A 15,204-nucleotide genomic window follows, 5' to 3' on the forward strand; every position below is an offset into this window, starting at 1 on the left:
CCCAAGCTCATGAAATACACCCCACTCGCGCTATCGCGCACCCTCTCCTTAGGTAAGGGTGAATTTCGCACATCGCCAGAGTGAGAAACGCCATAAATTGAAATTAATTACAAGGAAATTAATTTCAAAAAACTAACTTGGTTAAGTTGGAAAGCATCACATTCTATAGTACACTTAGTATAGATTTGATAGAGGCTGAATTATTGATTATCAGGAAAAAAGTATGGCCAACTCAGAACTCATAGAATCTCATAACTTACTCAATGAGTTTAAAACCTGTACTCAAGTTCAATACAATGGAAAGTTAAATATTAAAAGTTCCAAAGGGCGACAATGGACTTTCTATTATCGTCTCGGACGAATCGTATGGGCTACAGGTGGCACTCATCCCTTTCGACGTTGGCGGAGACACATGACTCAATATTGTCCCAATATTGACGTAGATAAAATCCGCTGTCGAACTGAGGATATTGCTATTGATTACTGGGACTACAACCTCTTAAATATTTTACACAAAAGACAAAAAATCCAACGAGAACAAATTCAAGCTATTGTCGAAAGCACAATTGCAGAATTATTTTTTGACCTAGCACAGGAAGTAGACTTTGCTTGTGTTAGTTGTGAGCTAAACCAGGAAGTAATATTAGAAATGCCAATGAGTTTTACAAGTGCAGATATGTCGATTAAGCATATGCAAGACTCTTGGGCAATTTGGTCAAAAGTCGGTTTAGCAAATATTTCTCCTAATTCATCACCAGTATTGAAGAAAACAGAACAACTCCAGCAAATGGTGAGTCCATCTGTATATAAAAACTTTGTCAGTTTAATTAATGGGCAACACACTTTGCGGGAACTAGCAATAAAAATGAAACAGGATGTTATGCCTGTTTCTCGTTCCTTACTTCCCTACATCCTCAAAGGTATTATTGAGTTAATAGAAATACCTGACTCACCTTTACAAGTCAGTGATGCTGACCAACCTACAACCAGACAACCAAGAAAAATTGAGCGCAGAAATTCCCTACTTATAGCTTGTGTGGATGATAGTCCTCTGGTTTGTAAAATGTTAGGGGATATTATCACCAGCAATGGCATGAGGTTTACCAAAGTTCAAGAAGCAGTGCAAGCTTTACCGATTCTGATTCAAGAGAAACCAGATTTAATTTTCTTGGATTTGGTTATGCCTGTAGCTAGTGGGTATGAAATCTGCACTCAATTACGACGTATTCCTACCTTTGCTAATACACCAATAATTATCTTAACTGGCAACGATGGTCTTTTAGATCGGGTTCGTGCTAAGGTAGTTGGCTCGACAGATTTTATCTCTAAACCAATAGTGGCAGAGCGAGTTATAGCTGTAATACGTAAATATTTACCTGTACAGACTCACTCAGTAATCAGAAATACCACTAACCTCGAAACTTGATCAGGGTAATATATTTCGCTAATACTCAAGACAAAGCTGTCATAAAACTATTCATCAGAAAACACTTGTATGTAGTTTTTTGTTTTCAAATAAAACTTTTTGAATGTTATAAAAAGGACACCAAATAACCAGTTACGTATGTTAAATTATGTTGAATACGTAGATTAACGGTTGAAAATATCTATACAATGATTGAAGATAGAATAACAATGCAGAGTAGTATATGTTTTGTATGGATGTTTATTCTGTCTAATCGCACATCTAAGTCTTTGCTTTCGGTTTGAAATTAGTTGGAATTAATTTAAAAGGTAACTGCTATGAGTACTGTTTTAGTTGTTGAAGATGGACTAACTGACATGGAAATTATTAGCCGTTACTTGCAACAAGCCGGCTATTCTGTAATGTCTGCCACCAGTAGCGAAGAAGCACAAATAAAAATAGATGCTAATAAACCTGATGTCATCTTACTGGATGTAATTTTACCTGGTAAAAGTGGCTATGAAATTTGCAGAGAACTACAAAACAATCCTAATACTAGCCAGATACCTGTAGTTTTTTGCTCTACCAAAAATAGTGAAGTTGATAAAATTTGGGGTAATATGTTGGGTGCTAAAGCTTACTTATCAAAACCAGTAGATAGGGAAGAACTAGAAAATACTTTGAAAAATCTGATCAAAAAATAAATCAAATTACGGTTAAAAAACTATCCCCTAAAAAAGCTGATTAAACAAGCCTTTGTTTTCTCCTGCCTTGTTATAATAGTCACTATTTATCAATTAGTTTTAATTCCTGAATAGTGACTAAAAAATAGCTGATAATAAAGGAAAATTAATGTTGGATACTCAACAAAAATATTTAAGTTTTAATTTGGGAGTCAGAGATCAAGCAGTAATTTCATTGCAGCACATTACAGAAGTATTAAGGATTTCATTGACAGAAATATGTGGAGTTCCACAGATGCCCAATTGCGTGTTGGGTATTTATAGCTGGCGTGGCGAAATGCTTTGGTTGGTTGATCTAGAAGAAATGTTAGGTTATCCACCTCTTTTACAAAGTTCAAATGCACTTTCAAAAATGATGGCAATTGTGTTAGAACATGAGGGAAAATACTTGGGATTATTAGTGCGCCAATTGACAGATATTGAATCCCTAGATACCCAGAAAATGAAATTCTCATCTCCTGATCTATTTTATCCAGCAATGTCACCCTTTTTGCATGGATACTTCACAAATGGTTCAGAAGAAATGATTTTCAATTTAGATGCTCTAGCAATTATCCAATCACCTATGTGGGGGAATCACAACTAAAAAATCTGCTTGTAGATAGTAATTAAACAAGTAATTTGCATTAATCATTTAACATTTTTTTGGCTCTAAAGTTCAAGCTATTACTAACTAAAAACATAGGATTGAAGGTAAACAAATGACAACTTTATATCAAAGTAACGAAGACAGAGGAAATATCTTTGCTGAACCAGAAAAATTAGACAAACAAAATGGTAATACAGTTGTAAATGTTAGCCATAATGATAAGTCTACAGCTAACGCTATTACTCAGGAATTTAAAATCTGGCGGCAACGATTTCAATACATAACAACCCAGATGCGTCAAGTTGCAGATATGGATACTTTATTAAAAGTAACTGTAGCAGAAGTTAGGGATAAAATTGGTGGCGATCGCGCCTTGATTTATAAATTTACTGACTCTGATTCTGGAACTGTTTCAGCAGAATCAAGAACTAGTGGCTGGACTCCATCTTTAGGTGAAAATCTGCCAGCTATTTTGTTTGGCTTATATACCAATCAAGACTATATAGAAGCCGTAGTCATTGACGATATTAATCAAATTCAAGTTACTCCTTATCAAAAGCAACTACTTGATAAATTTCAAGTAGTTGCAAGCTTAAGCCTGCCTATCTTTGTTGATAGTAAAGTATGGGGCTTATTGGTAGTTCATAGTTGTGGATCAGAACGGCAGTGGCAAGAAACAGAAACTACCTTACTGGCACAAATAACTACAGAAATTACCTACAGATTACAGAGCTTTAAATTACAAAAAGAACTACAGCAGTCTACCTTAGCCAAGCAATCAGCAGCTAAAGTCATTACTAAAATTTTACAGCAGCCTGATGTAGATAAAATCTTTCAAACTACTACTCAAGAAGTTCGTCAATTACTAAAATGCGATCGCGTCGGTGTTTATCGCTTTAATCCAGACTGGAGTGGCCAATTTGTCTCCGAGGCTGTAGGTAATAACTGGACAAAAGTCGTTACCCCCGACTTCAAAATGGTCTGGGAAGATACCCATCTCCAAGAAACCAAAGGTGGTCGTTATGCCAAAGGCGAAACATTTGTCGTTAACGATACCTACAAAATAGGTCTAGCTCAGTGCCACATTGAGATATTAGAACAGTTTGAAGCCAAAGCTTATATTATTGCTCCCATTTTCTCAGGGGAAAAATTGTGGGGTTTACTAGCAGCTTATCAAAATACCGGGTCGCGGGAATGGCAAGACTGGGAAGTTAGCTTTTTAACTCAGATTGGTTTGCAATTTGGTGTTGCTATCTCCCAAGGAGAATATTTAGAACAAGTCCGAAAACAATCGGAACAATTAGCGCAGATTGCTAAACAGGAAAAAGCTTTAACAAAGATAGTTAATCGCATTCGTCAATCTTCAGATTTGGAAGAAATCTTCAAAACCACCGCTCAAGAAGCTCGTCAGGCTCTAAAGTGCGATCGTATTGCCATCTATCATTTCAATCCAGACTGGAGTGGCAATTTCGTTGCTGAATCAGTAGGATCTGGGTGGGTCAAACTGGTTGGTTCAGATATCAATACCTTGGTGGAAGACAGTTTCTTACAAGAAAGCAAAGGAGCTAGGTTTACTAAAGGTGAAAGTTTGTGGGTGAATGATATATATCAAGAAAATATTACCCCTTGCTACTTGGAGTTATTAGAACAATTTGAAACTAAAGCCTATATAGTTGTCCCCATCTTCTTTGGGGAAAAATTATGGGGATTGTTGGCAGCTTATCAAAATACCGAAGCGCGGGAATGGCAAAGCTCAGAAGTCAACTTTTTGACTCAAATTGCCTTGCAGTTTAACCTGGCAAAATCCCAAATAGACTATCTAGCAACAGTCCGGTCAAAAACTGAAGAATTAGCACAGATAGCCGAACAAGAAAAAACTATCAACAAAATAGTCAACCGCATTCGTCAATCTTTAGACGTAGATGATATCTTCAGAACCACTACTCATGAAGTCCGTCAGGCTCTGAGATGCGATCGCGTCGGTGTTTATAAATTTAACCCAGATTGGGGTGGGGAATTTGTAGCTGAATCTGTAGGGACTGGTTGGACAAAACTAGTGGGGCCAAATATCAAAACCGTTTTAGATGATACCCACTTACAAGACACAAAAGGTGGTAGATATGCCAAAGGCGAAACCTTTGTGGTTAATGACACCTATGCCATAGGTCTAGCCCCTTGCCACATTGCCATCCTAGAACAATTTGAAGCCAAATCTTACATCATTGTACCGATCTTTTTTGGCGATCAACTCTGGGGTTTGTTGGCAGCTTATCAAAATACTGGTTCTCGTGAATGGAAAGAATCAGAAATCAGCTTTTTACAACAAATCGGCTCGCAATTTAGTCTAGCCAAATCACAGTTAGATTATATAGAACAAGTACAGTTGCAATCTCAAGAAATCAGCCAACTGGCTGAACAAGAGAAAACAGTCAACAAAATAGTCAACCGCATCCGTCAATCTTTAGATTTAGAAGACATCTTCAGAACCGCTACACAGGAAGTCCGTCAATCACTAAGATGCGATCGCGTCGCTGTTTATCGCTTCCACCCCGATTGGAGTGGACAATTTGTCGCTGAATCCGTAGGTGCTGGATGGATGAAAGTTGCCACTCCCGACTTTAAAATGGTTTGGGAAGATAGCCACTTGCAAGAAACCCAAGGGGGTAGATATGCCAAGGGTGAAAGCTACGTCGTCAATGACATCTATCAAGCTGGTCATGCTCAATGTCACCTAGAGGTTTTAGAGCAGGTTGAAGCCAGAGCTTACATAATAGTCCCCATCTTCTATGGAGAAAAACTCTGGGGATTACTGGCAGCTTATCAAAACTCAGGAACTCGTCAATGGCAACCCAGAGAAGTCAACTTCTTAGAGCAGATAGGCTTGCAAATCAGCCTCGCAAAATCGCAGATAGATTATATAGAACAAGTACAGTCCAAATCTGAAAAACTCGCTCAAATAGCTGAACAAGAAAAAGCCATCAGCAAAATAGTCAATCGCATCCGTCAATCTTTAGATGTAGAAGAAATCTTCAAAACCACCACCCAAGAAGTCCGCCTACTACTAAAATGCGATCGCGCAGCCGTCTATCAATTCACATCTGATTGGGGTGGCGAATTTGTCGCCGAATCTGTAGTTAGTGGTTGGGTGAAACTAGTCGGACCCGGTATCAAAACCATCCTCAACGACCCTTGCTTACAAAATAACGAAGGCGGGCGCTATAAAAAAGGTGACACTCTGATAGTCAACGACATTTATACAGCCACCCTTGATCCATGCTACATAGAGATCATCGAAAAATATGAAGCCAGAGCTTACATCATTGCTCCCATCCTATTTGGAGAAAAACTCTGGGGCTTACTCGCAGCTTATCAAAACTCAGGAACTCGTGAGTGGGAAGAATCAGAAATTAACTTGTTATCACGTATCAGCGACCAACTAGGACTAGCATTACAACAAACAGAATACTTACAACAAGTACAAGCTCAATCATCCAAACTAGCAGAAGCAGCCCAAAGAGAAAAAGCAGCTAAAGAATTACTGCAACAACGTTCTATTCAACTACTCAGAGCCATTGGTCCTGCGCTCAGTGGTGATTTAACAGTCCGCGCCCCAATTACAGAAGACGAATTAGGCACAATTGCCGATGCCTATAATGGGACTCTGCAAGCATTACAACAAATCGTAATTCAGGTACAAACCGCATCTCAACAAGTCGCTCAAACCTCTATCAATAGCAATTCTTCACTAGTAGGATTGACTGATTTAGCAAAAGAACAATCTGATGAAATCACCCAAGCCCTAAGCGATATTCAACAGATGGTAGATTCTACCCAAGCAGTAGTAACAAACGCTCAATTAGTACAAGTAGCCTTACAACAAGCCAACAAAACTGTAGATTCTGGTGATATCGCCATGAATCAAACAGTAAACGCCATTCAAGCCATTCGGGAAACTGTTGCTCAAACCAGCAAAAAGATTAAACGCCTAAGTGAATCATCACAAAAAATCTCTAAAGTGGTGAACTTAATCAGCAACTTTGCCACACAAACAAACGTACTCGCACTCAATGCCGCCATTGAAGCGACTCGTGCAGGAGAATATGGCAAAGGCTTTGCGGTGGTAGCCGATGAAGTGCGCTCCTTATCACGCCAGTCAGCAGCAGCTACTATCGAAATTGAAAAACTAGTCCAAGAGATTCAAACTGAAACTGGGGAAGTTGCAGTAGCAATGGAAATGGGTATTCAGCAAGTCGTCGAAGGTACAAACCTGGTTAGTGAAACCCGCCAAAACTTGAACGCGATCGTTTTAGCCACGGCAGAAATTAGTCAACTAATTGAGCGTATTACTGAAGCAACTCAAAAACAAATGAGCCAATCAGTAACAGTAACAACATCAATGAATGATGTAGCCTCAATTGCAAATAAGACCTTTGGTGAATCTCAAGAAATTGCTACTGTATTCCAAAATTTATCAGGAATGGCACAAGATTTATTAACAACCGCTAGTAAGTTCAAAGTCAAATAATCCCCATTCGCACTCCTAAAATGTGCATGAAAACAGGTAACATTTACCTAGTGTTGGCAGGCTAATCACCTGCCCTACTGATTTTATCCATCTGTAGGAATCAGAAATTTGAAGAAGAATACATCCGTCAGAATGCAATCAGTTTAGGACAAAATTCATTCTGACTCCTGACTCCAGACTCCAGAATTCTGCTCGATAAAATATAAAATTCAAGACTAGTATGAATTAACATCATCAAAAACCTAAAATATCAAACAAAAAATTATGATTACAGATAATGAAATTCGTCAACAAGGCTATGCCTATTTTTTAGCCGAAACCCCAGAACTATTACAAACAATTGAACAGGATCTATTTACTCTCTTAGAAAATTACAGTATTGCTAAAGTTCATAATTTAATGAGAGCAACTCACACCATTAAGGGTGGAGCAGCTACTGTCGGATTAGATACTATCAAAACTATAGCCCATTCTCTAGAAGATATATTTAAGGCTCTATATAGTCCAGATGTAGTTATAAATTCAGAACTGCAAACAATGCTATTAGAAGCTTATGAATGTCTGGAGTTAGCTGTCACCACAGAACTAACAGCCAGTAATATTAATAGCGAAGAACTGATTCAGAGAGCAACTACAGTATTTGCACAAATACAAACAACATTAGGTGATGCTTTTGGGGCTGAATCTCATATTCCTACTTCTGAAGAATTAGGATTTGATATTGTCCAGTCTATCTTTGAAGTAGGAGTAAAACAACGCTTAGAAAGTATTTCTGAAGCCCTACTTAATTCACTCAGTAATGAAGAATTAGTAGAGGTTTTACACTCTCAACTTGATGTATTTCTCGGTTTAGCAGAATCGTTGAATTTACCTGGTTTAAAAGAACTAGCTTGCACAATTATGTCCGCTTTGGAAGCTAATCCCCACAAAGCAAGCCAAATTGCCGAAATTGCTTTAGCTGATTTACAAGAGTCACACAAAGCAGTTTTAGCAGGCGATCGCACTTCTGGGGGTTCACCTTCTTTAGCTTTGCAAACACTCATAAAAGTAACAGAAGATAATTCACCTAGCATACCCACTATCACTAGTAGTTCATTAGCTATAGTCCCCAAGGTTGAATCATCTATCACCCATGCAAATCAAAGTTTTGCTACCGCGTTTTTTAATATCACTACTAAATTTTACCAGTTTTTAATAACATCTGGTGACAAGAATAATGAGCCTTTAAGACCAGCAAATGCTAAATTTTATTTAAAAGCAATTCGCTATATTTTTGGCTGGTTTAATCACTATAGAGAAATACCAGAAACAGAACTGAGTTTAAAGTTATTAATTTTTCCAGATGGTCAAGAAAATTCACAACATTATATAGAAACTTGGCTTAATGAATTTCTAGATTTTATTGTCGATAAAAGAGATCAGCCGAACCTTCGTGTTTATCGTCAAGGTGTGATTTTAATCATTCTTCTAGCTATTGCCCAATTTCAATATTTAGTTAACAAAGATGATGATGCTATCTCAGTTATCAGCACACTCAGAAAGCAAATCCGTAAATTAGGAAAAGAATATAAAAATTACCCTCCAGTCACCGAACAAGAAAAAAAATGGCTTGACAGTCCTAAACTACAAGAATTACTAGTTATCAAAGAAATATCTAACCCTGTAGCTGTTCCTAATGACTTTAATCTATTAGAAGAAATCTGGGGAGGAGAAACTATTGTTGATTCTGAAATAGTAGAGCAAAACGTCTCAACTCATACTGTAGAAGATATTAAAAATGACAATTATTTAGGAAGTGTGACTTCATCAGTTGTCAGTGATCAGGTATTTACAAATATTTCTGAATCAATCCTAGAAGTTATTCATGATGAACCTGTAATCAACAATAAAGAAATAGCCGATCAATCCTTACCTACGAAAAATAATAATTCTCGACAGCCTTCTTTTGTACGTGTCAATGTAGATGGGTTGCAGCATCTCAATTATTTAGCAGGTGAATTACTAATTTATCAAAAACGACGAACTTTATACGATGATCAAATTATAGAATTAATTGACAGATTAACTCAAAAACTGAGTCAACATCAAGCAATTTTAAATCAATTGCGTGATTTATCTTTACAGGGAAATAATGTTTCTATCGAAACTATGCAAAAAGTCTCTGCTGTGCAGTTTGATGCTTTGGAAATGGATATATATACAGAATTTAATTTGACATTACACGAAGCATTAGAAGACACGCTACAATTGCAAGAAACAGCTGAGTCTCTTGACTTATTAATGAAACAATCTGGTCAAATTAGTGATAAAAAATATAATTTAACTCTCAATATTATAGACAACCTGGTAGAAGCTAGAATGCTACCTTTAGGAACGATTTTAAACCGCTTTCCTCAAATGGTGCAGAAGCTAGGAAATGTTTATGCAAAACTTGTAGAATTAAAACTCATTGGTACACAAGTTCTCATAGATAAAGCCATTGCTGAAAAACTCTATGATCCATTATTACAATTAGTGCGTAATGCTTTTGATCATGGTATTGAAACTCCAGAAATTCGCCGTGGACTTGGCAAAACCGAAACAGGTTTAATAGAAATCTGTGCTTATCATCAAGGAAGCCAAACTATTATCGAAATCCGAGATGATGGACATGGTATAAATTTAGAAAAAATTAGAGAAAGAGCGATCGCACTTAATCTCATCCCAGATGATCATCATGGTCAAGGCTATGTTCATAATCTGACTGAATCGGAATTGATAGAATTCATGTTTTCACCTGGATTTTCCACCGCTGGTAAGGTAAGTGAAATTTCTGGACGTGGGATGGGTTTAGATATTGTTCGTACTCAGTTACAAGCTCTTAATGGCTTGGTTTCAGTGCAATCATCTCCTTCTCAAGGAACAACATTCATACTCAAAATACCTTTTTCTATGACTACAGATAAACTAATGCTAGTCCAAGCAGGGGGTGTTGTTTATGCCTTATTGCTAGATAGTATCGAAAAAATATTAATTCCCGCTGAACAACAAATCAAAAAATTTGAAGGTAAACAAATTTTACATTGGCATTCAGGTGAGGATGAGCTTCTAGTCAATCTCTTAAAACTTTCAAATTTGATGTACTATAATGGTTCATTTATTGGTGGTACTTATTTAAACAAAATACCCAGTCATGCCGATACAGAAAGCATGAAAACTCCTGTGCTTTTGCTCAGACATAATCAAGGAATTTTGGGTTTAGAAGTCGATCAAATTATTGGTGAACAAGAATTAGTAATCAGACCTTTGGGAAATGCCATTGCTCCACCAAAATACATCTATGGTTGTAGTAGTTTAGCTAATGGCAATCTTGTTTTAGTAATTGACGGAACTCTCCTGGTAGATTCTCAACAGATGCAAGCAACACTTGATGTGAGAACACTACCAAGCAGTTCTATATCTTCTCAACAGACCTTGTTAACGTCGGAGGATGAGATTCAATCTACACCTCTGCTGGCTGCATCTGCTCCTTTAAATACTATCAAACCTCAACTCCCTTCTTCTGTAGGAGTCGCTAATAAATTACCAAAAGTAGTTTTGGTTATAGATGATGCAATTAGTGTCCGACAAACTATTTCTCTAACTTTGCAAAAATTTGGCTATCAAGTATTGTCAGCACAAAATGGAGTAGAAGCTCTCGAACAATTGGAAGTACATCCAGAAATCGAAGTAATAATTTCTGATTTGGAAATGCCACGGATGAATGGATTTGAATTATTAAGTCATATTCGTCAGAATCCTGATTTGGCTAAAAAACCTGTGGTGATTCTCACTTCTCGTAGTTCCGAAAAACATCGTCAATTAGCTCAAGAATTAGGTGCAACGGCTTATTTTACTAAGCCTTATTTGGAGCATGAGTTCCTTTCTACTGTTGATACTTTGGCTAATAGAAATAAAGACGATTCAAATCAGTGACTAATAACAGCAGGTAAATAAATTATTGAGCAAATTGCAAAAAGGTTGAATATACCAGTTTCTTTATTTCATCATTCAGCCTTTTTGTATTATGCTTTTCCTGCTATTAATTTTTAAAGAAAAATTATATTTTATGTAAACGATTTTTATATAGTTTCCCAGCCGTTACCTTCTTGTAACTACGATTAAATGCTATATTCATATTGGACTGTTTTATATTTTTGAGTTAATTTCTATTTCTCGTATGGAATTTGATTTTAATAATTTAGACCCATTACTAGCAACTTTAACTGATATTTTTGCAAATATTGGAGATACAAAAAAAGTTGCCATACTTGCAGAAGCAACTGCAACAATTGAGCAGATAGATTATGACAACTGGAACGGTGGAACTGATGTTTATAATTTATATTTAACAATTCCTGGTTATCTATTTAGCCAAATTGCTGATGAGCAAGAGAACTTAGAGAAGGAAATTCAGGAAAAAACATCTTATGTGCTAAGACCATATATGAAAAATTGGTACATTAAATGGGTGGTCATATCACCAATGTTATCGAGTGACACTCAATGGAGAGAAAAAGCAAAAGCTTTTGTAGAAGGACAAGGTATCAATAATCAGGGACGTGTACGTTCAGACAACATTGCAAGTAAATCCTGTGATGGATTATTATTTCGGTCTCAACCAGAAATCTATTTGTATGAGGGGTTTAAGAGGCTTGGAGTTACTTTTGCACCTCTTGCGGTATTTATTCGAGGGGGTCAAGATTATCGTCGTATTGAACCAGATTTTCTAATTATTAAAGATGGAATAACAATGATTGTTGAAGTTGATGGTGATACTGTTCATCGAGAATTGCCCGCAGAAGCTCATGATCGTTTAAATATGCTAACTCATGAGGGAGCTATTGCAGAACGGGTATTAGCAAGCGAATGTAACACGCCTGAAAAAGCAAAACAATGTGCATCTCGATTAATAGAAATTCTTAAGAAGCGTAAAAAAAATATGTAAGAACATATGCTCTCATGCTCGTTCCTATCTTGGTTGATGCGATCGCGCTAAGAGTAAGCCACAAAATAAATGATCCTGTCTTGTCATGCTGAGTGTAGCAAAGCGAAACGAAGCATCTCGGAGGATTCTTCACTACACTTCGTTTCGTTCAGAATGACATTGGGCATTTCTTTTTGTGGAGTTCTCTAAGGCTTAATTCCTCCCTTATGGACAGTAGTGTAAAAATGCTGATAATAAATTTTAGAGTTTCTAAATTACAACTAATTTCTATTTCTTTGGTTTAACCTCACCGAATTTAATCACAAGTGCGATACCTTCGGTAAGCTACCGCTAACGCCATACTCACCACTAAAATTAATGTCATATTGCTAAACCCCTACTACTCCCAAATTATTTTTTTGGTGTCACCTCACCAAATTTAATCACGAGTGCGATCGCAATACTCACAAACAAAATTAACGTCATACTCAACGCTGAACCAAATCCCCAATTTTGGGTAGCACCCAGAAACTGGTTATAAACTAACCGTGCTGCTGTCATGCTAGAAGCACCACCAAGTAATTCCGGGTCGATAAAATCCCCTAATGCGATAATAAATACCAGCAAAGAACCAGCAGCTATACCTGGTAAAACTTGGGGTACAGTGACGCGCAAAAAGGTTTGTCTTGGGTTTGCACCCAAATCGGCTGCTGCTTCTAGCAACTGCTTGTCTAGCTTTTCTAAAGAGGCATACAACACTAAAACCATATAGGGTAGTAAGCTGTAACTCATGCCAATTAATACTGCTGGACTGCGGTTGAGCAATTCTAATGCGGGTAAGCCGACACTAGTTAGTAAACTATTCAACAATCCAGTTGGACGCAAAATAGTAATCCAAGCATAAGAACGCAGCAACGAGGAAGTCCATAAAGGCAAAACAAACCCTAATAGCAGCAAATTTCGCCAGCGCTGTGGTGCTATTTGAGCAATCCAATAAGCAACCGGAAAACCTAAAATTAAACAAATAATTGTCGTATTAATCGCCAAAAAAAGAGAATTAAATATTACTCGTAAGTAAAGTGGTTCGAGAATACGAATATAATTTTGAAAGCCATTAGGATTGACAATATCACCTGGTCGAATATTGGTGACCAAACTCAATTGGAAAATTATTAATGTTGGCAGTAACAATAACAGTAATAACCAAATTCCAGATGGTGCAAGCAATAACGTAGGCGTAAGCCATTGGATTTGATAGCGATTAAATTGCGGCTTTTCTGTAATATCGCTGGAAGATTCTAGGGACGAATTAGGAATTTTAAGAGACACAGTATAACACCAATTTTTAATTTTAGGTTGTTAATATTGACAATAATACAATAACCAATTACCCATTGCCAGCACGAATAGATATGAGAATCATTTTTTCTGTCTGTGCGGAGGCTTCTCCAATTAATTAGAGGAGCCTTTCCACAGCGCCACCTTCTGAATCACTGCTCATTTGACCCCTATGTTACCAAATTTAATTGGTACTCTTCAGAATCGCTTTCAACACGTATAAATTCATTTAATGGGTTGTACCTATCGAAATTTCTCAGATTTTCCTCTTTATATATAGCATTTTCTAAATAAGCTAAAGCTAATGTTGACGTGACATAAATATTTCCATGTTGTTTTAACCCTGCTATTATTTCAGATTCAATCGGATAATCTTTTACTAAATGTTCGGCTAGATATCCTTTTAAAATTATTCCTCTCAAGCCTGTTTCTTTGTATCCTTCCTTAGCTATCATCAACGATATGTGATCAGAATCGAGATTAGGAAAATCATCGTAATCCTCAAAGAACGGACAAAAAATCTTCATGAGATTTTTGACAGTATTTCTAACTTTCCCGTATAGATTCATAGTCAATTCAAGCTAGTAATTGAGTCCAATATCGCTCATAAACTTCTTCAAATTCACCTATAGGCGTAGAGCGTTCACATTTTGCTAACAATGATTCTGGAGGAAATAAATTAGTATTTTCTCGACTTTGCTTTGGTAATTGCTCGAATCCAGCACGATTAGGAGTACTAATATTTAGTCTTTTACTGAGCTTGGCTGTTACATCTGGTTGTAAAATCAAGTTAATCCAGGCATAAGCACCAGCCAAATTAGCAGCTATTTTGGGAATGACAATAGTATCTGTCCATAGTGAAGAACCACTACGAGGAATCACATATTTGAATTTGGGATTTTCTTTAGATATATTAACTGCATCAGTAGAATAACACATAGCTAATAATAAATCTCCTGCTAGAAGTTGGTTTTGCCAAGCATCAGTATCAAAAGCGGCAATTGCAGGTTTTAATATTTTCAACTTTTCATAAGCTTGTTTAACTTCTGTTTCATTTTGCGAATTGTAAGAATAACCCAGCATTTTTAATGCTGCACCCATTACCTCACGCACATCATTGAGTAAAGTCATTCGTTTATAAAGTTTGTCTTGGTTTTGCCAAAGATATTCCCAATCTTCTGGTGGATTTTCCAGCTTTTCTGAGTTGTAAAGCAAACCAGTTGTTCCCCAATTGAAGGGAATACTATAACGATTGTTAGGATCATAGCTAGGATTCTTAAATTGGGTAAATAAATTGTCCAACCCAATTAAGCTTTCATGATTGATTTCTGTTAACAAATTTTTCTCTACCATCTTCTGCACCATATAGTCAGATGGATAGATAATGCTATAAGTGGCTGCACCTCCAGCTTGTAATTTAGCCAGCATCACATCGTTGGAATCATAAAAATCTGCCAAAACTTTTATCCCAGTTTGGGTAGTAAAAGTGGAAAGTAATTCTGAATCAGTATATTGAGTCCATGTATATATATACAGGGTGTCACTTTGTCCAGAACTAGTATGGTTTGAACTCACATTAGCTAGTTTCCAGCCACAACTACTTAAAGACAAGCTAGAAACCGCTACCATGTTTTTTAGAAATTGCCTTCTGTTAGTCAT

The 15,204-nt window shown here is 36.8% G+C and carries 9 protein-coding genes; 6 read left to right on the top strand and 3 right to left on the bottom strand.

Features of this window, described 5'->3' with window-relative positions; translation table 11 throughout:
* The first annotated feature begins 223 nt into the window (after positions 1-223).
* From ACOWPH_RS09835 to ACOWPH_RS09860, 6 genes are all read left to right on the top strand, one after another.
* Positions 224-1,426, top strand: a complete 1,203-nt coding sequence (locus tag ACOWPH_RS09835; RefSeq protein ID WP_015215207.1) for a response regulator — start codon at positions 224-226, stop codon at positions 1,424-1,426.
* A 317-nt stretch (positions 1,427-1,743) separates the two neighbouring features.
* Positions 1,744-2,109, top strand: coding sequence for a response regulator transcription factor (locus tag ACOWPH_RS09840; protein WP_015215208.1), 366 nt, complete (start codon positions 1,744-1,746; stop codon positions 2,107-2,109).
* A gap of 148 nt (positions 2,110-2,257) precedes the next feature.
* Complete coding sequence (locus tag ACOWPH_RS09845) at positions 2,258-2,734, top strand: chemotaxis protein CheW (protein ID WP_015215209.1); 477 nt, start codon at positions 2,258-2,260, stop codon at positions 2,732-2,734.
* Positions 2,735-2,849: 115 nt separating this feature from the next.
* Positions 2,850-7,262 carry a GAF domain-containing protein gene (locus tag ACOWPH_RS09850; RefSeq protein ID WP_015215210.1) on the top strand — a complete coding sequence of 1,471 codons (4,413 nt, stop codon included), beginning with the start codon at positions 2,850-2,852 and terminating at the stop codon, positions 7,260-7,262.
* A gap of 264 nt (positions 7,263-7,526) precedes the next feature.
* On the top strand, positions 7,527-11,216 hold the full coding sequence (locus ACOWPH_RS09855; protein WP_015215211.1) for a hybrid sensor histidine kinase/response regulator: 3,690 nt from the start codon (positions 7,527-7,529) through the stop codon (positions 11,214-11,216).
* 244 nt (positions 11,217-11,460) lie between these two features.
* Positions 11,461-12,228, top strand: coding sequence for a hypothetical protein (locus tag ACOWPH_RS09860; protein WP_015215212.1), 768 nt, complete (start codon positions 11,461-11,463; stop codon positions 12,226-12,228).
* Positions 12,229-12,618: 390 nt separating this feature from the next.
* Here the strand turns inward: ACOWPH_RS09860 and ACOWPH_RS09865 are convergent, their stop codons facing one another.
* From ACOWPH_RS09865 to ACOWPH_RS09875, 3 genes are all read right to left on the bottom strand, one after another.
* Positions 12,619-13,536, bottom strand: a complete 918-nt coding sequence (locus tag ACOWPH_RS09865) for an ABC transporter permease (protein WP_015215213.1) — start codon at positions 13,534-13,536, stop codon at positions 12,619-12,621.
* A 179-nt stretch (positions 13,537-13,715) separates the two neighbouring features.
* Positions 13,716-14,114 carry a hypothetical protein gene (locus tag ACOWPH_RS09870; protein WP_015215214.1) on the bottom strand — a complete coding sequence of 133 codons (399 nt, stop codon included), beginning with the start codon at positions 14,112-14,114 and terminating at the stop codon, positions 13,716-13,718.
* A gap of 7 nt (positions 14,115-14,121) precedes the next feature.
* Positions 14,122-15,204, bottom strand: a complete 1,083-nt coding sequence (locus tag ACOWPH_RS09875) for a polyamine ABC transporter substrate-binding protein (protein WP_042466027.1) — start codon at positions 15,202-15,204, stop codon at positions 14,122-14,124.

This window comes from Anabaena sp. PCC 7938 (genome assembly GCF_049315035.1).
GTDB lineage: Bacteria > Cyanobacteriota > Cyanobacteriia > Cyanobacteriales > Nostocaceae > Anabaena > Anabaena cylindrica.